This is a genomic window from Saccharicrinis aurantiacus (assembly GCF_001660705.2).
Lineage (GTDB): Bacteria > Bacteroidota > Bacteroidia > Bacteroidales > Marinilabiliaceae > Saccharicrinis > Saccharicrinis aurantiacus.
The window spans coordinates 208982-230284 of sequence record NZ_LYBV02000026.1 but is presented as its reverse complement, the minus strand read 5'-3'; the positions used below and the strand labels follow the sequence as shown (position 1 = coordinate 230284).

At 35.2% G+C, this 21303-nt stretch carries 15 protein-coding genes and 2 tRNA genes; 6 read left to right on the top strand and 11 right to left on the bottom strand.

The window, feature by feature from the left end; genetic code table 11:
• Positions 1 to 77: 77 nt before the first annotated feature.
• The 3 genes from A8B35_RS11125 to A8B35_RS11115 all read right to left on the bottom strand — a co-directional run bounded on the left by A8B35_RS11125 (position 78) and on the right by A8B35_RS11115 (position 2815).
• A complete protein-coding gene (locus tag A8B35_RS11125) occupies positions 78 to 1799 on the bottom strand; it encodes a T9SS type A sorting domain-containing protein (RefSeq protein ID WP_171973192.1) in 1722 nt (573 codons plus the stop codon).
• Between the two features lie 187 nt (positions 1800 to 1986).
• Positions 1987 to 2322 carry a hypothetical protein gene (locus tag A8B35_RS11120; protein ID WP_068472894.1) on the bottom strand — a complete coding sequence of 112 codons (336 nt, stop codon included), beginning with the start codon at positions 2320 to 2322 and terminating at the stop codon, positions 1987 to 1989.
• A gap of 145 nt (positions 2323 to 2467) precedes the next feature.
• Positions 2468 to 2815, bottom strand: coding sequence for a hypothetical protein (locus A8B35_RS11115; RefSeq protein WP_068472892.1), 348 nt, complete (start codon positions 2813 to 2815; stop codon positions 2468 to 2470).
• A gap of 625 nt (positions 2816 to 3440) precedes the next feature.
• On the opposite strand from A8B35_RS11115, the gene A8B35_RS11110 reads away from it, so the two are divergent.
• Positions 3441 to 4043: a hypothetical protein gene (locus A8B35_RS11110; RefSeq protein WP_068472890.1), complete on the top strand. Its 603-nt coding sequence runs from the start codon at positions 3441 to 3443 to the stop codon at positions 4041 to 4043.
• A 178-nt stretch (positions 4044 to 4221) separates the two neighbouring features.
• The gene (locus A8B35_RS11105) at positions 4222 to 5745 is read left to right on the top strand and encodes a cellulase family glycosylhydrolase (RefSeq protein WP_068472888.1); all 1524 of its coding nucleotides are present in this window, start codon (positions 4222 to 4224) and stop codon (positions 5743 to 5745) included.
• A 101-nt stretch (positions 5746 to 5846) separates the two neighbouring features.
• Here A8B35_RS11105 and A8B35_RS11100 read toward each other — a convergent pair whose 3' ends face one another.
• From A8B35_RS11100 to A8B35_RS11080, 5 genes are all read right to left on the bottom strand, one after another.
• Positions 5847 to 6914, bottom strand: a complete 1068-nt coding sequence (locus tag A8B35_RS11100; RefSeq protein ID WP_068472886.1) for an NAD-dependent epimerase/dehydratase family protein — start codon at positions 6912 to 6914, stop codon at positions 5847 to 5849.
• Positions 6915 to 6994: 80 nt separating this feature from the next.
• On the bottom strand, positions 6995 to 9049 hold the full coding sequence (locus A8B35_RS11095; RefSeq protein WP_068472884.1) for a S9 family peptidase: 2055 nt from the start codon (positions 9047 to 9049) through the stop codon (positions 6995 to 6997).
• A 25-nt stretch (positions 9050 to 9074) separates the two neighbouring features.
• Positions 9075 to 9458: a DUF3037 domain-containing protein gene (locus tag A8B35_RS11090; RefSeq protein ID WP_068472882.1), complete on the bottom strand. Its 384-nt coding sequence runs from the start codon at positions 9456 to 9458 to the stop codon at positions 9075 to 9077.
• Positions 9448 to 10227, bottom strand: a complete 780-nt coding sequence (locus A8B35_RS11085; protein WP_068472880.1) for a HipA family kinase — start codon at positions 10225 to 10227, stop codon at positions 9448 to 9450. Before A8B35_RS11085 ends, A8B35_RS11090 begins: the two co-directional genes overlap by 11 nt.
• A 345-nt stretch (positions 10228 to 10572) precedes the next feature.
• Positions 10573 to 11313 carry a sulfotransferase gene (locus A8B35_RS11080; RefSeq protein ID WP_068472878.1) on the bottom strand — a complete coding sequence of 247 codons (741 nt, stop codon included), beginning with the start codon at positions 11311 to 11313 and terminating at the stop codon, positions 10573 to 10575.
• A 796-nt stretch (positions 11314 to 12109) separates the two neighbouring features.
• Between A8B35_RS11080 and A8B35_RS11075 the strand changes: the two genes are divergently transcribed.
• From A8B35_RS11075 to A8B35_RS11060, 4 genes are all read left to right on the top strand, one after another.
• On the top strand, positions 12110 to 15184 hold the full coding sequence (locus tag A8B35_RS11075; protein ID WP_068472876.1) for a SusC/RagA family TonB-linked outer membrane protein: 3075 nt from the start codon (positions 12110 to 12112) through the stop codon (positions 15182 to 15184).
• 25 nt (positions 15185 to 15209) lie between these two features.
• Positions 15210 to 16979, top strand: a complete 1770-nt coding sequence (locus A8B35_RS11070) for a RagB/SusD family nutrient uptake outer membrane protein (RefSeq protein WP_068472874.1) — start codon at positions 15210 to 15212, stop codon at positions 16977 to 16979.
• A 25-nt stretch (positions 16980 to 17004) separates the two neighbouring features.
• A complete protein-coding gene (locus A8B35_RS11065; protein WP_068472872.1) occupies positions 17005 to 18690 on the top strand; it encodes a PKD domain-containing protein in 1686 nt (561 codons plus the stop codon).
• 63 nt (positions 18691 to 18753) lie between these two features.
• Complete coding sequence (locus A8B35_RS11060; protein WP_068472870.1) at positions 18754 to 19329, top strand: hypothetical protein; 576 nt, start codon at positions 18754 to 18756, stop codon at positions 19327 to 19329.
• 300 nt (positions 19330 to 19629) lie between these two features.
• On the opposite strand, the gene A8B35_RS11055 is transcribed toward A8B35_RS11060, so the two are convergent.
• The 3 genes from A8B35_RS11055 to A8B35_RS11045 all read right to left on the bottom strand — a co-directional run bounded on the left by A8B35_RS11055 (position 19630) and on the right by A8B35_RS11045 (position 21077).
• Entirely contained in the window at positions 19630 to 20238 is a 609-nt protein-coding gene (locus A8B35_RS11055) for a DUF6515 family protein (RefSeq protein WP_068472868.1), read from the bottom strand.
• A 642-nt stretch (positions 20239 to 20880) separates the two neighbouring features.
• Positions 20881 to 20964: transfer RNA gene (locus tag A8B35_RS11050), tRNA-Leu, on the bottom strand.
• A 37-nt stretch (positions 20965 to 21001) separates the two neighbouring features.
• A tRNA-Gly gene (locus tag A8B35_RS11045) sits at positions 21002 to 21077 on the bottom strand.
• Positions 21078 to 21303 lie beyond the last annotated feature (226 nt).

Here is a 21303-nt window from a genome sequence, read left to right as displayed (position 1 = left end):
GTTTCCGAGGCCCTTCCTAAAGTAATACAAAATAACGATACTTTAAACGATGAATTTAAAGTAAAGATTAACCTTCATTAGTTTATTTGAACTTTCTCAACAAGCTTAGTTCCGTTGCTAACTACTTCAATTAAGTAGATTCCTTTTGCCAAATCAGATACTTCAATTTGAGTTACTGTAGCATTGGCAGATAAAGAGCGTACTTTAGAACCTGCAATTGAGATAACACTAATTTGACTTCCTTCTGGCGCAGCAACATTTAATAATGTTGAGGCAGGATTTGGATATACCTGAATGCCTGATTTGATATCATTATCAAGACCTGTAGCCGTATCTAATGTAATTTCAATTAATTTGTCACTAGTTACATCTACATCTTGTGATATAGTACCTGATTTAGTTTGATAACCATCAGCTGTAACCGTATAATTATAAGTAGTACCATCATCTTCTAATTCTGCCATATAAATACCATTAGCTCCTGTTGCTTCATCAGTAAGGCCTACTTCAGTAATAGATATTTTTGCATTAATTGCATTTCCATCTACATCTGTTACTATAAAATGTGCATCAAACCACCCATAATACTTATAAAAATTAAGATTGTTGGCTGATAAATCAGTTGTTGCTGGTATAAAACCTTCGCGTGGTTTTAGGCTTCCAACTGCAGGAGGAGTATCCACCTCAGGATGACTTGAAAAAAGCGTACCTGTGTACTCCATACGATAAGTGTAAATTTGACCAGCAGTTGCCCCTACAGTATTCAAATTACCAATCCAATATCCTGTTCCTGTATTAGAATAAATTACATCATCACCTTTTTTAAGAACAATTGTAGAACCTGCTCTTTCATCTTTCTTTTCTGAATTTTCCTTATCAACAATACTTTCATCAGAAGTATAATTAGGATAAAATACCAATTGGCCATCTACATTATCTACATCACGCTCAATAGTTAGGTCTATTGTTATATTTTGATCAACAACAACTACTTCTTCATCAAATAGTGGTAAATAACCTTTTCCGAGTGCAACACATTTATAAGTCCCTGGCAAAACAGAAGTATATGTTACTGAATTTTCAGTATCTGTATCCATTTTTGATATAATTGATGTCTCATCAAAAGTAAGCCAAACATTGTCTCCTGCATCTTCTGCATCAATAGTACGGTTCACATTAAAAGTAACTTCATAAGTTGGTAATTTTTCCTCGATATAAAAATTATCATAATATAAATCACAAGCCCCTGGGTTTATTTGCATTCTAATGTAATGAGTAACAACATCACCTTCAGCTTTAGTATCATCGGTATACACGAACTCATATTCACTAGCAGACCATACATTTGGTGTAACATTTTCAAAAAGCACATTTGGCGTTACTTGAGTACCTCCATTTGTAATACCGCTAAATGTACTAGGATGCATAATAAATTTTTCCCCTGTACTATTGCTAGATTCTTCTGTAGGAACATAATATCTATCAAATTTCATTGTATAGGTTTTTCCCACAATTAAATCAAAGCTTCCGTACTCATTATAACTAACGGCGTTGGCTTGTCCATCTGAATCTGAAGTTAGGTGCAATACTTTATCGGTTCCTCCAGTAGGGTTATCAACAATAGCAGCTGCCCCTCCTGTTTTCTTAGGAGCATCTATCCACAAAAGGCTAGCATCACTCTGATCAGTTCCAATCGTTCCATCAGTATTTGCTAATTCATCGCTTAATATATTTTGGGCACTTAACCCCAAGTTTAATGCAAATAATACAGCAAGCAAAGTGTGTAATTTTCGTTTCATAAAATATACTTTTTTTAATAGTTTAATGAATATTCCAAAAATAGAATTCATCAATGTAAACAATGGTTAATAACGTTAGTATAAATGGGGGGCATTTGGCAAAAACAAACCCTAACAAAAACTAGACTAAAAGAGAAAAGACCTATCAACTAGGCCTTTTCGTAATATTATTACATAATAGTAACAATTAGTTTCTTGGTCTGTTCTTCCATTTTTTCTGTTGTTCAGGAGTAACTATAGCACGTTGCTTTTTGCCATATTGTGCATACATTTCTTTTATTGCAGCAGTACGCTCCTCACCTTTTTCATATTTGGCAACAATGGCAATACGCGCTTTCTCTTGTTCTGTTTTAAGCACAAGCATTTTTGCCTTTTGATCAGCATCTAAACCCATAATCTCGGTCATTTCATTAACTGAAGCTTCTACTTTTTGCTTTTGCTTCGGTTTTAACTCTTCCGCGTATGTATTAATTGATACCATAAGCACGAAGGCTACCACAATCCCTTTAATTAAATGTTTCATAATGTTCTTTCGAATTAAAAATGTTTATTTAGAATCTTATTTTAATACTATTGAATTGATAACGCAAATTTGTGAAAACACACCTTACTTAAAATTACACTATCCAATTCAGCATTAGGTTTTGTTAAAGAATTCCATAAAAATCTTAACCTTTATTTGGTCGCTGCTGCCACTTCTTCCACTGTTCAACACTTACTTCAGCCTTCATCTTTAATGAGTTATTACGATACAACTCCTTAATGGCTTTAATATACTCTTCGGTACCTATTTCGTACTTCTTTAAAATTTTCGTGATTCTTTCGGCCTCTGTAGCCATTTTTATTTCTAAAATCTTAGCTTTCTGATCTTCAGTAAGATCCATAATAATCGCCATCTCCTCGGTTCTATCATGTATTTTCTGAATATGTTTCGGCATTGTCTTTTGAGCCAATGTATTCATTCCTATTAATAGAAATAGGATGACATAAATAGTTTGTTTCAGCATGCTTTTCATAGCGAGTAATTTTTAAGAATTATTATAGTGCCAAAATATTAATAACGCTTATCACTAAAAGGGTACTAATGATTAAAAAAATCGGGTATTAAAAACAATGCTGGCTTATTAAAGAACCTTCAAAAGAAATAAAATCCCCTTATGTACCAAACACCTATACTAATTAGCTAAACAACCCCATCTGTTGCTGAGGATAATTAATAGATATGTACGAACAAGAAACACACTTTATTAAGTCCACTGTTAAAATTTAGCAACACTAAAGATAACCAACTATATTACAAATGAAGCTGTATTAAAACTCTGCGGCTACCGATATGATTTAATTGACTTCATCTTTTTTTACCTAACTACAGCTATGCAATCAGGCATTGAGCTTTTCCACTAATAATGATTCCTTCACTCTCGTAACCCTCCGCTACTTTAGGCAACTCGAATGCCTAAATCACTAATAATTAATACCGTTTGTTAATAAATGACATTTATATTGTTAACAAAATAGAAAAACACCCCAATACTCTTAACATACCTTAAGCCTTGTTAATAAACATTTTACCACTGCTAGCATGGCATAGTATTTATACTACTTGTTATGAAGTTAATAATCAATTTAAAATTATATACGATGAAAAATTTTTTAGCAATTGCAGCAATGGTAGTGTTCGGATTTAGTTCACAAGCAGGTAATAAAGTTATGGTGTATCATAATCAAGTTGATGATAAATATGTGGTATCTGTATGGAATGACGACGCTAAATATCAGTCTTTAGAAATTAAAGACTCCTATACTGGCGGTGTTATATTATCAGAATCGATGGAAGGTAAAGACTTTGTTCAAGAACAAGTAAGCATCGACCCATGGGGTGCTAGTGTATACAAAGTTGAATTAGATTCTGATGGTGAAGCTTACGAAGAAACATTGGTTTTTATTGATGGGCAACACATGCACAACATTATAAATATTGAGAAAGATCAGCCTGAAAATTCTAAAGTTTTTATGGAAGAGAATAATGACAACTTAGTAGTAAGTCATTTTAATCCTAAAAAGGAAACTTTGGAACTTAGAATATATGACGGAAATACTAAGAAAGCCGTTGAAGAAGAATATATAGGAGACAAAAAGACTTATACTAATAAGGTAGATATTTCTGAATTAAAAGAAGGTAATGATTATACCTTAGCTTTAAAAGAAGGAGATACCGTTTACTTGTATCAGTTTACAAAATAAGTTCAGCTTTAAACGCTGACAGAAAGAGGGAGTCTTGCATAGGCTCCCTCTTTTCTATTTTATACCTTATAGTACTTTCATCTTATCACCAATATTGAACTCCATATCACTAGAACAATCTTACAGGCTATCTATTTTTGTAGGAATAAATTACTACAAACAAATAAATTTCAGTGTTATGAGAATCATACAATTACTAAGCCTTCTCACCTGTTTACTCTCGCAATATGCTTGTTCACCTAAAAACGAAGCTATTATAACCATTAACCCTAATAACGAAATATCAAACAACTTTATAGGCAATGGCGTACAATGGGATGCCTACCCACATGCCTCTACCGAAAACTCGGATTGGGGCAAGCTAATGACTGAAGATAAGTGGCAAATGAATTACGAGCGCTTAGATTATATGCAGCCTAAATTACTAAGGGTTGTTTATCAGGCAAACTGGCGTTATTTAGTTGGCTTTGATAAAGCAAACAATCCTATTGTAAATTTTGACACCCCAGAAGTTGAAGCTCTAGAAAAGATTTTAAGCTATGCTCAGAAAAACAACATGACGGTATTATTAGGTGAATGGGGAACGCCTTTTCATGTGCATGATGTTGCAGAAAATTTAGGGGATAAGTTCAGTGGTGCTAACGATCCTAAATGGATTGATATTATTATTGAATCATTACAATACTTTATTATTGACAAAGGCTATACCTGTATTAAATATTACAACTTGGTAAACGAGCCCAATGGAACGTGGGCCAGCACCAATGGTAATTTTAAAGAGTGGAGCGAGGGTGCTCAATTGTTGGCGAGCAAAATTCGAGAGACCGGATTAGCTGAGTATGTATCTGTAGCTGGCCCAGATGCTGTTACACTTCACGACAATCCTGACTCTGAGTACACCGGTATTGAGTGGGTTGATGAATGTGCCAAACAGTTAGATGCTGACATGGGTATTTATGAGGTACATGATTACACCAGTACTGAATCGTTACAGAATGGAGAATTCGCTAAATTTAATAGTCGCGCTGCGAAATATCCACTCGAAAAAGGAAAGCAAATCATATTTGGTGAATTAGGTTGCCACACAGGAAAACCAGAAAACAAAGCACGCATTGAACAAGATCCACATGCAGGTATCGACAGCCAGATGGACATATTTGACTATAGCTACGGTATTGATATGGCAGATGCTGCTATACAAGCCATGAACATAGGTTACTCTGGAACGGCTGCTTGGGCACTTGATGATGCAATGCATACCGATGGCGACCTTGGCGACAAAAATAAATTAAAGCGCTGGGGAATGTGGAATAGCTTAGGAACTGAACTTTGCAACAATCCACAAGAAGAGGAAATGCGCCCTTGGTTTTATACTTGGTCTTTAATGTGTCGTTATTTTCCTGTAGGTAGTTCAATATTAAAAACAGAAGAGTTAGATATTGATGGCGTACGATTAACTGCTGGTATTTCTGGCGATGATCTTTCAATAGCGCTTGTAAACACGTCTGAAACAGAACAAACTTTTAGTATAGCTATTCCAAACAATACAACTTTCCAACGCTTTTTATATATCGATGGAGAAAGAAGCCTTGATGAAGATGGTTTCCCAAAAGCAATTGAAACCAATATTAAAGCCAACAAACAAATTACTATTCAAATACCAGCCAATAGTTTTGTGCTTTACACTAGTTTAGACTTTTAGGAGTTTTATATTCTAAGCTGAATATAGCTAGCTATTATAAATAACAAAGGATGCTTCATGATTAAGAAGCATCCTTTTGTTTTATATGCATATAGAATAAACTATTTCGACTTAAGTATCCCCTCATCGATAGCTACCTGAAACGATTCTTCCATCATTTCTTTAAACGGACGAAAAACAATTCCCAACTCTTTCTTTATTTTAGAGTTATCTGCATTAAAAGGAACATCAACATTATTTCGTATCCACTTACGTGTAAATAGTTTATTTGCTAATGGCCCTATTAACAACAATAACCATTTTGGCATTGCTCGCTTAGGCAGTGGATAAGCATTGCCATACTTAGGCAAAAGCACTTTTCCCATTTCAAGGAAATCAGTATTATGAGCTGAGGTTATATAACGTCCTTTCGCTTCGGGTGTATAACCTGCTTTAAAATGTGCCTCGGCAACATCGCGAACATCTACCACACCAATACCCATGCGTGGAGCGCCCATTTTCATTTCGCCACCACCAAGCATTTTTAATATATTCATACTTTCTGATGTAGTATTTTTAGGGTTTAGAGCCGGACCTAATACTAAAGATGGATTTAAAGTAACCAAATCCCACTGCGTTTGTGCACCAGCTATTTCCCATGCCTTCTGCTCAGCCAATGTTTTTGAATAAGAGTAAGGTTGGTAATCTACCGATGCCGTTTTATTCCATATCTCCTCGGTAAGCGTACCATTAGGTGCATTTACCGAGTCGATTGCATCGGTATATATGGCGGCAACACTACTGGTAACAACTACCCTTTTTACAGTATTAATCTTTGATGCAGAATAAAGCACATTAGCCGTTCCTTTTTCTGCGGGTTCAATTAATTCCTTTACAGGATCTTTAATATCCATTGTAAAAGGCGAAGCCGTATGATAAACCAACTCGCAACCCTCCATAGCTTCTTGGTATGAGCCATCTTGTAATAAATCGGCTCTAAAAAAGTGTAATTTCCCTGCAGCACCTCTAGCGGCTTCTTTTAAATGAGCAATTTTACTTTCGTTATTTGGGTTACGCACAGCCGCATGAACAGTAATTCCTTCATTAAGTAACATTTTCACCAACCAACTGGCCACGTAACCATTGGCTCCTGTTACTAAAACTGGTTTTGATTTATCTATTTCTTTCATCAATTATTATATCTAGAGATTAAGAATACTATTTAAATAGTAGGCGTAATTATTTCACCTACTGCACTTTCCATTCAACATTAAAACGCCCAATCTAAGCCATACTTATCGCTAATATCTAGGTTTGGCATTGGGCCATCCAATGGTTTCAAATCTTTCACGTACCAATCTAACCAATCAATCTGGCGGTATAATACATCAATTTGTCCCACTTGTTTTCTATTACCGTGCCCTTCGCCGGGGTATTGCACCAAGCGCACAGCAGGATGCCCATTCATTTTCATACGGCGGTACAACTCTTTACTTTGGCCTGGATCAATACGAGGGTCAACAGCACCTCCGTAAATTAAAGTAGCCGTTTTACTTTTATGGGCATGATATATTGGGCTTCGCTTCAAGTTCATTTCCCATTGCTCCTCAAGCTGTTTTCCGCTGTGAACATATAATTCTTCGTAGGCAATATCGGTAGTTCCCTTTTTACTAATAATGTTTGAAATACCCACAAACATGGCTACTGCCTTTACATACTCAGTATAATACGTGGCAAACCAAGCCGAGGCATAACCTCCGTATGAACCACCTGCCATACCTACTCTATCTCTATCGGCACCTTTTTCTTTAACCAAGTAATCAATCGCATCAGCTAAATCATCAAACTCCTTGCCTGCAGGCTCTCCAAATCCTTCCATTCCGAAATCAACACCATAACCGGTACTTGCTCTATAATTAATATAGGCTACTAGGTATCCTTTACCTGCCATTACCTGACCGGGTGTTGAATAACGTGATAGCCATCCATTAGAATGATGCGATTCTGGTCCGCCATGTACATAAAGCACCAACGGATATTTTTCTCCCTCTTTATAATTAACGGGTTTAATTAATAAACCTTCAATGTTTAAACCATCGCGAGCTTCGAAACTAACAATCTCTTGTTCGCCCAATGTTTTAGATGCCAACTCTGGATTTATGTTACTCAATATGCTTGGCTTTCCCTTCCCATCCCAAGTATAAATATTCGACATATCCGAAGGTGTATTTCCGGTAAATGCCATCGCTTTAAAATCGGAAGAATACACTGGCGTACTAAAAATAGCACCAGCCTCTTTTGCGTCTAATAATAATGTGCGCTTATCGCCTTTAGGCTTATAAGAGAATAATTTAGGATACACACCTTCGTGCGCTAAATAAATCAACTCCTTGTCCGATTTCCAATTGGCCCAGGCAATATGTCCTTTGTATTTTTCTGGTGTTACATTGGTAATATTTCCATCATCAACATTAACCGTATAAAGCGTACTCACTCCATGGTCGTTAATATTAAATGCACCTGTATAACAAAGCTGCTCGCCATTCGGGCTAAAATCGTAATTACCCAATTTACCCACATTATCAATTACTTGAGTAAGTTTTTGTGTTTCTAAATTGTAAATGTGAATTTTACGAAACATATATTTCTGATCAATTAACTTTAATTCCGTAGCAGTATAAGCCAACTGCTTACCTGCTTTATCAAAAGAAAAATCCCATACATTTACATCTTTACTTAGCTGCGTTTCTTTAATTAGTTTGTAATCTGCGTCAAAATCAGCCTTAAACAGATTATCGTTTTTAAGATTTTCCTCATAAAATATAAAACCATAACCGCGTTTTCTCAATTCTTTCTCTTTATCCGTAGTGAGGGAAGTTGAAGTGTACACAAAGCTTTTTCCATCAGGATTCCAAGCGTAAGTATTAACGCCATTAATAGCATTGGTAACCTGAATTGGATTAAAATCATCGCCAACAGAAACAAATACCTGAACCTTACCTTCAACCACCATTTTAAATGCCAAGGCATCACCTGCTGCATTCCATAAAGGAGAATAGGCTTTAAGCGAATCGGCAAACAAGGCTTTAGATTCTCTTGTTTTTAAATTGGCCAACATATATTTTCCGTGCGAACCGCCTGGTTTTTCATTGGCTGTACGTGGTGTATAAACCGCATAAATCAGCTGATTACCATCAGGATGCATTTGCACAGTTCTACTGGCCTTTAGGCTCAATAAATCTGCCGGACTTAATACGTTTTGGGCATGTATTGCTTCAATGCAAAACATCATCAATGCCACTAATAGGGGAAACTTTAAATTCATGATTGTATAATTGGATTAATGTTATTTATAAAACAAACTCGGTAAACAAGCGCTCTAAATCCTCTGCCGGATTATCGCTTAAACCCGGATGTGTTTTTGAGGTCTGCAAAACCGTGCTTCGTGTTGCTGCCAACCAACGGAACCTATCTGATAATTCCATATCGCAAATACGGCCCGTATTAGCTTCGCCCTTACAAACCTTCTCCCATGCTTGCAGGTAGCTGTTAATGGTATCTAAATCTAAATCGCAAGCAAAGCAATTGAGCTTTTGCTCATTCACTAAATATTTAATCCCCAAAAACTTTTTACGTTTCGAGAATACCAACACACCAACGTTAAAAAACTCTTCGCGCTCCACCTTGGGTACCACCCTAATAATGGCATATTCAAAAGTCACTCTATTTTGCATCTTCAGCCTCTTTTGCCAATATATCTATTTTTGATAATCGGGTAGTTAAAAATTGAATATAAGCCGCACGCATTTCGCTGGCATTAAGCGGTTCCGACTCATCGGTAAGCCACTCCTCTGGTATTGTATTCACTATTTCAGTAATCTTATCAATTGTAACCACTTGCTTAATCTCTTTAACAGCCTCTTCTAAATGCTCAGCACGCTCTAAAAGCACATGATCCTTCACCAAAGGAAAAGTACGATCGAGATGACTCTTCCATGTTTCCCAATTATGATGAAAATAAAAGCTTGCCCCCTGATCAATCAGCCACAATTCTTTATGCCAGTTCAGCAGGTTGGTATTTTTTGCCGTTCGGTCAATATTACTAATCATACTATCTAGCAACACCACCTTCGAGGCACTCATCGAATCAGCTATAGAAACCAAGGGATCATAAGTGATAGCACCCGATAAAAAGTGCAAACCTAAATTAAGGCCCTCACTAAACTTTAATAAATCCTGAATCTCCTCATCAGGTTCCGTTTTACTAAAGGTATCCACTAAATTCATAAACACTAATTCAGGTACTTTAAGTCCCATAGCACGTGCCAACTCTCCACCAATCAACTCCGATACTAACATCTTTTTTCCATGTCCTGCCCCTCTAAATTTCAGCACATACTGAAAACCATCATCGGCCATAACAATGGCTGGCATCGAACCTCCTTCTCGCAAAGGCTGTATATATTGCACCACATCGATGGTACGTATTTCTATATTGCTCATACTTTTTATATCTGACTCCAAAATTAAGCTTTAAGAGACTTGTTTAGTTATAAACACACAACTTTATTAAAAGTTATTATTAGCGGGGCTTCCCCAAGGGGCGCGCTTTTCACTATATCTTTGCTCGCCAAAACGAAGGCTCACAAAGGATGCCGCTTCAATCGCTAAGCCGGGTGTGCATAAATTTAGTAGGATAGTTACGATACGCTAATATTAGCTTAATTAAAGTAGTAATTAATACTGAAATACTAGAGATAACGGAATAAGATATTGTTATTTACAAATGTGCGTTTTTTACTTTAATATGGATATAGCAAAAAACGAATGATTAGTATACGCAGTCAATTATTCTTCTAACATAAATGAATATTCAGAGTTAATTAACCTCTCTTTTAACGCATCATAATTAATAACAAGATCCTTAATTTTTTCAGGATTTTGTTTCTTCATTGTTGTTTTAACTTGAATCCTCGAAACATTTAAGAAATCAAAAATACGGTTCATTGTTTCAATTCTATCCTGAATAAGATCCTCGTAAAACACTTCAATCATTTGGTGCTTATCAAAAGTACTTTTGGTTTGATTGATATCATTATTGGTATCTTCAAAATCATTAAACATCTCATCAATATCTAAATGCACTTTTTTAGTATCTGTTGCCACATTATTATCCCCAGAGTTTACCCATACTTTTGTATTCTGAGCAATTTTCTGAGATAGATATGCTCTTAATGCATTTCGCCTGCGCAAGTGAATAATTTTAATACTCTGATCATTCTTTAATAACTCCCATATAGATCTATCATCTGAATCTAAAGGGTGATAGTAAAAGAGTTTAAACCCGGTTATCTTGGTAGATTTCTTTCTGAAAATTTCATTATAGATAGAGTTAGTATCTCTATTATGCAGATATACAAACTTTTCTCCGAAAGCTCGAATTTTGCGATGATTGTTTAAAAAAGATACTAACAAATTTGACCCCGTACGTGAGCGAGAAATTACAACAAACTTCCCATACTCCTTTTTACCTAATATAGTATCATACAAGTGATGATTTAATAGTGATTTTATCAATTTCTTTATCATACTGTCAAACTATTATTAATACCGCAAATGCAAAATTACACAATCCCAATAGTCATATTCTTAATTTAACATGACTTATAAACTTGATTGATCATCTTTAACAGCATTAAAATACTCCTTTATAGATATATATAAAAGTAACACTCAAATTAAATTGCAGATTTTACATCGATAACCTACTAGATACACTTTATTCAATTAACTTCTTTTAGTCTTTATTACAAGGCTAAAAGCATAGCTTTATTTATACTTACTTAAGGATAAAACTTAAAGATTAATATGCTTGCTTAATCAATATTTAAATTACCCATAACGGATATTACACAAAGTGTAAAATTCACCTCAAAACAAACACAATTCACTTAAATTCAGAAGTATAAAAACTCCACCTCTCTTATAATACATATTTACTTCCCGCTTATATTATACAACTAATATAAAAATACCCGTAATTTTAATTCATTATCACCTTAATATCCTGATCCGTTATTATATATTTGACATGTGAAAAAATGTTTAACATTGTAAAAATAAAACCAAAAAATCATCCGCATGTTATTCCATTGAAAAAAAACACCCTGATTAATTATCCAGTCAATAGTAAAACATGTAACTACTGTAATTATATATTATAACACTAACTATAAATAATAAACAAAATTACTACAAATGGCCGACTAACAAACTAAGCAACCTTCAACCTAATAATTCAATAAAAAGCTTTGTAATTAACCTCAACAAAGCAAAACTCTCGTAGCTCTTAAAATTCAGATGTAAAACATTACAATTTTAAGACATGAACAAAAATCTAAAACAATTATTTAAAACACGGCAAAAATGGCTACTCTTATTTTTGCTTAGTACCTTGAGTACATCAATATTTGCACAGCAATCGTTTATAACAGGTATTGTTATTAGTGCTGAAGATAACTTGCCAATACCGGGTGCAAGTGTTGTTGTAAAGGGTACTACAAATGGTACAATAACAGATCTTGACGGTAAGTTTAATATCAAAGCTAACAGAGGGAAAACGCTTGTATTTAGTTTTGTTGGAATGAAAAATTCAGAGAAAGTAATAACGGGCGGGCGCATTGACATTATTCTCGAACCTGAATACATTGGCCTTGACGAGGTAGTAGCTATTGGCTATGGTACACAAAAGAAAAAAGAAATATCGGGTGCCGTTACCCAAGTTAAATCAGAAGATATTACGCGAATGGCAACAGCCGATTTAGGTACTGCTTTGCAAGGACAAGTTGCTGGGGTTAATGTACAAGCTGCTTCAGGTGCTCCTGGCGAAGGATCTAACATACAAATTAGAGGAATTAGTTCTATCGAAGGGTCTAATGCTCCTCTTTTTGTAGTTGATGGTATTCCACAAGAAGGAGATCCACGCCTAAGTAATAACGAAATTGAAACGCTTGATATATTAAAAGATGCGGCATCATGTGCCATTTATGGTACTAGGGGTGCTGGTGGTGTTATATTAATTACCACTAAGCAGGGTGAAGCTGGCACTGTAAAAGTATCAGTAGATAGCTACATGGGTATTCAAAAAATTACTTCAGGAATTCCATTAATGGGATTTGAAGATTATTGGTACTCTGAGTACAAATTTCAACAGAATAATAATTCAAAACATTCTGATGATATCTGGACCGCACTGCAACAAAACCCTGCAAATTTCACCAATAACACTAATATTATCAACACCGTACAGAATGACAATGCCATTGTTCAAAATCATAGTGTTTCTATTTCAGGGGGTAAAGATGATGTACGTTTTAGTTTAGTTGGGTCATACTTTAATCAGGATGGTATTCTATTAAACTCTGGATACGAACGCTTTAACTTAAGAACAAACACCCACATAAAAAAAGGAAAATGGAACTTCACATTAGGCCTAGGGATGCGAGTTGATGAGCGCGAACGACAAGCAGGTAATTTATTATACGATGCCTATAAATACAAACCCTTTCAACCAAGCCTTGATCCCGACCAAACTGTAGGCGAAGGTTCTAACGAAACAAATGCTACCACTATGGGTAACATGATGAAAAAGTTTTTGCAAACAGATGTAGAAACTGGGCAACAATTCAATGGTAACCTAAATGTTAAATACAACATTGCTAAAGGCTTTGATTTTAATAGTAGGTTTGGCGCTAGCTTTTATAATAGCAATAGAAAACGAGTGAATCCGCCAATGAATATTTTTGATGCAAATGGCGATGAAATAATTAGACCCGATTTTCGTTCAAAAATTCAAAATTGGAGTACCAATAAAACTACCATGACATGGGAAAATTCATTAACATACACCAAAAAAATTAATAATCATAAATTTAAATTATTAGGAGTATTCTCAACCGAAAAATATACCAACGAACACTTTTGGGCCAGTAAAATGGATCTTGCCTTTGATGGCGTGTATGTGATTAATGGTGGTACTGCAGATCCTAACGCAGGATCGGGTACCAGTCCTTACGATCAAGATAAAATAAATACACTAGTTGGAATGCTTGGCCGCTTTCAATACGATTACAAAGGACGCTATATGCTAAGTGCAAGTTTACGTAGAGATGGTTCTTCACGATTTGCTAAACAAAACCGATGGGGTATGTTCCCTTCGGCATCTGCAGCATGGAATATTGCTGACGAGAATTTCTGGTCGTCAATATCCCAAACAGTAAACTCATTTAAATTACGTGCTAGTATAGGTACAACCGGAAATCAAAATTTTGCAGATTATAGTTATACAAATACCGTAGGCCTCGGATATGATTATCCGATGGGCAATGATATGATGCTTGGTTATATCCAAACCGGGTTTGCCAACCCTGATGTAAAATGGGAAACAACTATTCAGAGTAATATTGGTATCGATATGGGTTTGTTAAAAAACCGATTAACATTTACTGCCGATATATACCAATCAAATAAAAACGATATGTTATTCTCCCTACTGTTACCAACATCAACAGGAGCAGGTAGAGGTGAAAGTGTAATACTAAATGCTGGAGATATGGTAAATAAAGGTATAGAGTTAGCTGCTGGTTGGCGTCAATCTGGTAAATTTAGTTGGGGAGTAAACGGTACATTCACCAAAAATAAAAATACCATAACACGCATGAGTGGCGACACTGATATTTATCCATTTTCAAATGGATATGCAGTGAATAACAACTATGTTATTACCGGATTAAAAGAAGGCTATGAAGCAGGTGCTTTCTTTGTAATGCCTACTAATGGCATAGCCAATACCGAAGAGAAACTGGCAAAATATCAACAACTCGATCCTACAGCGAAACTAGGCGACTTAATGTATGTTGATACTGATGGTGATGGCAAACTAACCGAAGCTGATAAAGTATATGGTGGTAGCGGGATGCCCGATTTTGAATTAGGCCTAAATATGAATGCATCCTATAAAAATTTTGATATTTCTATGCAGTGGTATGCATCTGTAGGTAACGATATCATAAATGGTTCTCGTTTATATGCCATGCAAGAACGAACCCACCAAGATATGATATACCAATGGACACCAAGTAATACAAACACAACTATACCTGCTCACCGTGGATCTTCACACCAAAACTCTGCTGATTGGGCAGATATATGGGTTGAGGATGGTTCATTTGTTCGTTTGCGTAATGTTACTTTAGGATACACACTTCCTAAAAGTACTTTAAACAATATTGGCATTCGAAAATTTCGTGTGTATATAGCAACTGACAATCCTTTAACAATCACAAACTACTCAGGTTACGACCCTGAGGTTGGTGGTAATGGATTAGCTACAAGAGGACTTGATAAAGGTAATTACCCTATTGCCTCACAATACCGCTGCGGTGTTCAGTTAGATTTTTAACAACCCAATTTTAACTAGAAGAGATATGACGCATAAAATAAAATACATAGCTGTAGCAATACTCGCTCTTTTTACACTACAAAGCTGCGATGACTTCTTAACCCAAGGAAACCCAAATGAGAATACTACTGACCAGTATTGGAAAAACCTTAAAGACTGCGAAAGCGGATTGATATCTGTGTACGCCTCATTACGTCACCAAAATACCTTAGAGGTATACACAGAAACACTTCGGTCTGATTTAGGATGGCCCGGCTTTGGACGCCCAAATTTAAATGGTGACAACGGTATGGTATATGCTCAAAATTTCACCAATACAATGCCTTCTTTACGCAACAAATGGGATAACCTTTACAAAGGTATTTTCCGTTCAAATCAAGTAATTGCTGGCCTTAATGGAATTAGAGAAGATATGGAAACAGAAGAAGACATAGAAAAATGGACCCTACTAATGGGTGAAGCTCGATTTTTCAGAGGCCTATTCCACTTCTGGGTTCACAACTCTTTTAACAAAGGAGAAGTAATTATGTACGATTTTGTGCCCGAAACACAAGAAGATTTTTACCAAAATCTACAAAAAGAAGAAGTCGTTAGAGCATTCTTCACTGAGGATTTAGTATATGCATACGAAAACCTTCCCTTTGTTAGAACAGATTATTCCGATGGTTTAGCAGATGACCCACAAGCTGCAGCCCGAGCTTCAAAAGGAGCAGCTGCAATGGCTTTAGCTCAAAGCTATCTTTATATTCCTAATGGTGCTGATTACGAAATGGCAGCAGTATATCTTAAAGATATTATAGAAAATGGCCCTTATGACTTAGTTGATGTAAGTATGAATATGACAACGAATGGCGAATTTAATCAAGAGTCTATTTTTGAAATATCATACGATACTGATTTAAAAACAGAAGAAACCAATGCAGATAAGAGGATGTATAACCAATACGGTCAAGGTTTCTCAGGAGGAAGCACCGGAGGCTTCAGAACTATACTACCAAGCTGTTGGTTAGCAATGGCTTTTAAAGAAGAAAAAATTAGTGAAGAAGATCCTCGAAATAAAGTAATTAACGACGATGGATTTGAAGTTACCCGCAACTACTCTTTGCGTGCCTCACATTCAATCGCTTTCGTTGATGATTTATATCTAAATTACTATGGTGATAAACCTATTGAAACATCAGCATTCAATAATTTGGAGTTTGGCTATTTTCGTAAAAACTCAAATTGGGATATTGTTGAAAACGAAAATGATTTATTACGTCGCTCTGGTGTTAACTTTCGCTTAATGCGATTAGCTGATGTGTACTTAATGTATGCTGAGTGTTTAATTGAAGGAGGAAATAATGATGGTGGTACAAGTGAAGCAATCGATTATATTAATTTAGTTCGCGATCGTTCTGCTTTAGAGTTAATCGGCCTACGATCCAACAACTACCCCACTTACACTGCCTTTGATGAGATATCATATGATGCTACAATGCTAATGGACCATCTTATGTATATTGAACGTCCCCTAGAGTTATGCTTAGAAGGACATGCCATTCGTCAACGCGATTTAACTCGTTGGGGTATTGCCAAAGAAAGATTCCAATTTTTATCTCGCGAAAGATATCATACTGCAGCATATACCTATGGTGGTAAAACTAAATATGCAGCTCTCGAACGTGGCGCTAACCCAGGCGATGGATCTACCTTAATCGATTTTGAGCAAGCTGCTCAAAACTACATTAAAGAGATACATGCTTACTGGCCAATATCTGTTGATGAGTCTCAAACCAACCCTAACGTAGATTAGATTATAAATATTAATATTTAGACTAATGAAAAATATCAATATAATAGTTATCGCCCTATTCACCTTAATAATAGGCTGCAATAAAGAGACCGACATTTTATCAGATTTTGCTGACGCAGTTTGGCTCTTACCAAAGGATGCAAACAACCAATACATTAAGATGAAAAGCATAAATGATTATATGTCATTTGCCGATTTATCACAAGGGTATATAACCCATCAATGGTCCTATGCTGATTCTTCAGGTATAATACAATTAGAAGGAGAGATTGATCGTCATGAAGAAGACTACTTCAAATTTGCAAAAAGTGAGCAAGATACTGTAAGTGAAGACAAAACCGTTCATTTACTTTTCACCAAACCAGGCAATCAAGGTATACGTTTATACAACGAATTTACAAAGTATGTTGAGTATCAAGGAACAGACACATTCCCAGCTATTTTTAATGAAGAAAAAAAACTATGGATTATTGATACTACATTTATGATTAAGGTATATGATAGTATTCAGCCAGCAGTAAAAGTTTATTATAACGATCAACTTATTGTAGATTTAACTGCTGATGCAACTATTGATATTAATGATAGTGCCTCTTGGCCTGTGCAAGAAATAGAAGCTGGTGAATCCATTCAGTTTGTAGATAATACCGTTTTAGGTGAACCTACTGGACGTTACTGGAATTTTGAAGGGGGAACTCCAGAATCTTCAAGCGGACAAACTATTAATGCTAGCTACTTTCAACTTGGCGATTATAAAACAACAATAAATGTGAACCGCAATGGGAATAATTCACAAGGACAACAAATACCCTCTGCTAGTAAATTAACCTACCTGCCATTAATTGTTCATGTAAAACCATCTACTGCACCCTTTATGATTTCAGGTACTCCTAAAGAATTGGAAGATGAAACCATACAGATTACGCTAAATGGCGAAGTTGCACCCTTCGAAAATGAAGAAGAGAACTTTACTGTTACCATAAACAATGAGGATGCTGGTGTAATTAACAAAGTAATTGACGTTGCTTCTGCTAAAGTTAATGAGGATGTTAAATTCTATATAGATCTAACACTTACGGAACCTATTTACAACACTGATGAAATAACAGTATCATGGTCAGGCAGAACTATAAAATCGATAGATGAACGTACTTTAGGTGATTTTACCGACCAAAATGTACGAATGCATATTGTTGATTTAACTGCCGACAAAGATATATATGGCTTTGAAAGTGGAACGCTTGGCGACAATTGGGTACTAGGCAGTGCTAATGAAGGATCAATAGAAATATCCAGCGAACGAAAAGCAAGTGGTAACTACTCATTAAAAGTACAATCAGGTTCCGAAGCTAAAACGTGGGCTCTTTTTAGTAGTCCATCAGATTTAGCATTTGAAGAAGGTAAATACTATGAAATAACCTACATGTACTACCGCGAGAGCGAATCAAACAACTTTCATCATAATATGTTTTGGTTTAACCCTAATGGACCTGGAGGTACTTGGCACGATTCTAATAAAGTACTCGATGAATGGGCTAAATTTAGTTGGATAAAGGACAAAGGCAATGGAGAACCATATTATTGGGATTCAGCAAATTCAATCCGTCGGTTAGATTGGCGTATGGCGAACCACGATACAAATCCAGGTAAGGCCACAATGTATTTTGATGACTTTAGTATTAAAGAATACGAAGTACGTCCTACCGAATAAATAATTCTATTATTGAGGGATCTGTAGGTCCCTCAGTATATTGTAGAAAGTTAAATTAAAAACATGAAAAATATTTTAGCAACAATAGCAATTGCATTGATTTTTATAGCCTGCGAAAGTAATGAAAATAGCATTCCTGATGCCGTACTGGTTGACGTTTACCAGATTCAACAATACGAAAAAACTGATCCTGACGACGAAAACTCACCTGTTGAATTAACTGCTACACTAAATATTTATAAAACAAAAGATTTAGTAATTACCACCAAAGGTATTAGCACTCGATCAGCAGATATAACTGGACGGGAGGATCTTACGGATGAAGAAAGTTACAATATGAGTTTTGATGCTATCGAAGTCATAACTGAACCTGAAGTAATTATGTGGCCCTTAATAGACGAAGAAGGAGAACCCGTGATTGGCGATGATGGAGAGCCTGTATTGGTGGAAACTGAGATTACAGTAGAGGCAAGTTATAACTATACCTATAATGTAAACGGTGAAGTAAAATCCGAAAAAGGAACGGCCATAATTAATATTAAAGCTGTTCGAACTAATCTTGATTACGATTTTTCAGAAGAAGAAACGTATACTGAAACTATTTCTGGTAAAATGCATGTAACACAAGTTTATAACTAATATTTTTTATAAAAAATTAAAAGGTATAAAGCTTAATTGTTTTATACCTTTTTTTGTTAGAACCCATTATTGAATGATTGATAAGAAAATGAATTATTTATAGATTCTGTAATGAATAAAACCGAGGTATAGCCATAGCTACATTGATATTTTTAGCATTATGTGAGTATGGATAAAATCTCCATAAGGTCTTCACAGAATCTGTACCAGTTATTTCAAAACGTTTTTTAATGTGGGTTTTATCTTTTAAAAACAGCCAAATCAAGAAGATTTAGGGTAATATTTTGATTGTCTTTCTGGTTAATCTTTATTTTTAACAGCTATCAATATTTCTTCCCCTTGGTCGTTTATGCTTGGCATATAATAGACACCATCTAACTCATAGTGTTCACTTCCTTCAAGCTTTACAGTTTTGTTTCCTTCAGGTAAGGAGTATATTTCCGCACCTATCGGAGCTTCAACTACTTCATATTTTTTACTTCGCATCACATAATACGTACCATAATAGTAATAATATGTTTTTGGACCCACTACAATTTTTTGATAACCCACAGGCAGTGTACGTATTTTAACACCTTTTTTACAACCTACAACTACCCAATTATTGCCTTTGGGCATATACCAAACTCCCGAATAAAATCGATATTTTATTCCGTTATGTTTTATTATCCGAGCATCGGCATGCATTGATTTCACAATCGCTCCTCTTTTTGGCAAATGGCGGTAATGATAATGCGCAACCTTGGTTCTTTTAACTCTTTTTCGGTGAGCATGAGCATGCCTTTTATTATGAACAACTATTGTTTTCTTCTTTCTAGCATTATACTTTGCATTCCTTCTGTTTTGAGCATTTGAATATTGTGTCAATAACAAAACTAGAGACACCATTATGATTATAATCTTTTTCATAATTGAATATATTTGAAAATTTGATATGAATTCAAACGGAATTCATGTACAATAACTATACGTTTTTTTTCTAAAAACAGAAATTAGATTTTAAATACCTTTAAACCAGTTCTTTTTTCAATACCTTTAATAAAATGTCATCATTTCCTTTTTCAATGTTCCTAATACTATCCGCACGAAAAACATTCTACCCTACCAAAAATTTAACATTTCTTTTTTGAATTATTGATTTGCATATACTAATCTAGTTTTATGCACTACTTATGTCAGTTTCAGCACATTTTATTAAATAAAGTTATTTCGTTGTACTGATTGGACTACTGCATCGCTATTGTTATAAAACACAACAATATATAATCCCAAAAATTACCAATAGGTAATTAAACGTGTACACCACTTGCAAAAATAATACAAGCTACATTCAATATCATATTATTGAATAGCTAAGTATAAACTCTTAGTTTCAAATGATTCAGCATATTAAATATGCTTACAATTTTAACTTTAATAATCCGAGTACTTTAGTAAAATGATTAAGAAAAAAGACTAGGATTAGAAAGACTAGGATTAGCCATGCAGGATATAGAAATTTGAGTTGAATAAAAAACTCCCGACTGAACTAAATCAATCGGGAGTTTTCAGTGCCCAAGAAAAGACTCGAACTTTCACGCCCTTGCGAGCACAGCCCCCTCAAGGCTGCGTGTCTACCAATTTCACCACTTGGGCATTAATTAAAAACATGAAATTGTTTTCAATAAATTAATGGAGCGAAAAACGGGACTCGAACCCGCGACCCCGACCTTGGCAAGGTCGTGCTCTACCAACTGAGCTATTTTCGCATTAGCGGTCACAAAAGTATAAAATATAATGAATGGTGCAATACTATATTCTGAATAATTACGAGGGTCATAAGACATCTCAATACTTTTTTCTCGGAGTAGGTACCAATACATTACTTAAACTATTTTATAATAAAACACTTAGTATAACAAAGCAGCTTCTTATAGAACTAATAATAATTATTCATCCATTTTATTAAAACCATTTTTCATTTTTAGCGTACAA

Coding starts and splice junctions, on each gene's coding strand:
- A8B35_RS11125 (WP_171973192.1), bottom strand. CDS start 1,799: ATGAAACGAAAATTACACACTTTGCTTGCTGTATTATTTGCATTAAAC.
- A8B35_RS11120 (WP_068472894.1), bottom strand. CDS start 2,322: ATGAAACATTTAATTAAAGGGATTGTGGTAGCCTTCGTGCTTATGGTA.
- A8B35_RS11115 (WP_068472892.1), bottom strand. CDS start 2,815: ATGAAAAGCATGCTGAAACAAACTATTTATGTCATCCTATTTCTATTA.
- A8B35_RS11110 (WP_068472890.1), top strand. CDS start 3,441: ATGAAAAATTTTTTAGCAATTGCAGCAATGGTAGTGTTCGGATTTAGT.
- A8B35_RS11105 (WP_068472888.1), top strand. CDS start 4,222: ATGAGAATCATACAATTACTAAGCCTTCTCACCTGTTTACTCTCGCAA.
- A8B35_RS11100 (WP_068472886.1), bottom strand. CDS start 6,914: ATGAAAGAAATAGATAAATCAAAACCAGTTTTAGTAACAGGAGCCAAT.
- A8B35_RS11095 (WP_068472884.1), bottom strand. CDS start 9,049: ATGAATTTAAAGTTTCCCCTATTAGTGGCATTGATGATGTTTTGCATT.
- A8B35_RS11090 (WP_068472882.1), bottom strand. CDS start 9,458: ATGCAAAATAGAGTGACTTTTGAATATGCCATTATTAGGGTGGTACCC.
- A8B35_RS11085 (WP_068472880.1), bottom strand. CDS start 10,227: ATGAGCAATATAGAAATACGTACCATCGATGTGGTGCAATATATACAG.
- A8B35_RS11080 (WP_068472878.1), bottom strand. CDS start 11,313: ATGATAAAGAAATTGATAAAATCACTATTAAATCATCACTTGTATGAT.
- A8B35_RS11075 (WP_068472876.1), top strand. CDS start 12,110: ATGAACAAAAATCTAAAACAATTATTTAAAACACGGCAAAAATGGCTA.
- A8B35_RS11070 (WP_068472874.1), top strand. CDS start 15,210: ATGACGCATAAAATAAAATACATAGCTGTAGCAATACTCGCTCTTTTT.
- A8B35_RS11065 (WP_068472872.1), top strand. CDS start 17,005: ATGAAAAATATCAATATAATAGTTATCGCCCTATTCACCTTAATAATA.
- A8B35_RS11060 (WP_068472870.1), top strand. CDS start 18,754: ATGAAAAATATTTTAGCAACAATAGCAATTGCATTGATTTTTATAGCC.
- A8B35_RS11055 (WP_068472868.1), bottom strand. CDS start 20,238: ATGAAAAAGATTATAATCATAATGGTGTCTCTAGTTTTGTTATTGACA.